Annotated in this window: 1 protein-coding gene; it reads right to left on the bottom strand. The window is 44.0% G+C overall.

Annotation, left to right across the window (positions count from 1 at the left end; all coding sequences use genetic code 11):
- Nucleotides 1-194: 194 nt before the first annotated feature.
- A partial coding sequence (locus tag ACY2RQ_RS19885) for a hypothetical protein (protein ID WP_490114752.1) occupies nucleotides 195-393 on the bottom strand: 199 nt, incomplete at its 5' end.

Raw genomic sequence — 393 nt, 5'->3', positions numbered from 1 at the left:
AACGCCCGCATCAGGTGCGCCGAAGGCGTCACTTGGATGCGCTTGTTAGGTGCAGCCGCTGGCACGATAATTTTATTGCGACTTTGTTGGTAAATAATATTTGTTTGGCACGATGTCGTGCTTGCCAGTTGCAAACAAAATGCCGCTGGAAATTGCTGGCACGAACTTACAGGTGGAACTTGTTGGCACAGACTTTATTTTACTGGTTTGAAAACACCGGTGAAACTCGTTTTGCCAGCAGGTGGAACCGATGCCCCTATTTTTGTCATTTTCGATAAGGCCAGTAAATTTGTTAGCACATTCTTTATTTTGCTGGTTTGAACAAGTCTGTGCGTGCTTGATGTAGGCACAAAATTAAAGCTTGAACTTCTTGAATTTGACGTTGACGTTTGA

This window comes from Parendozoicomonas sp. 209JJ7-1, from assembly GCF_058147085.1.
The sequence above is the reverse complement of the archived record's forward strand: the minus strand, read 5'-3'. Positions and strand labels throughout refer to the sequence as shown.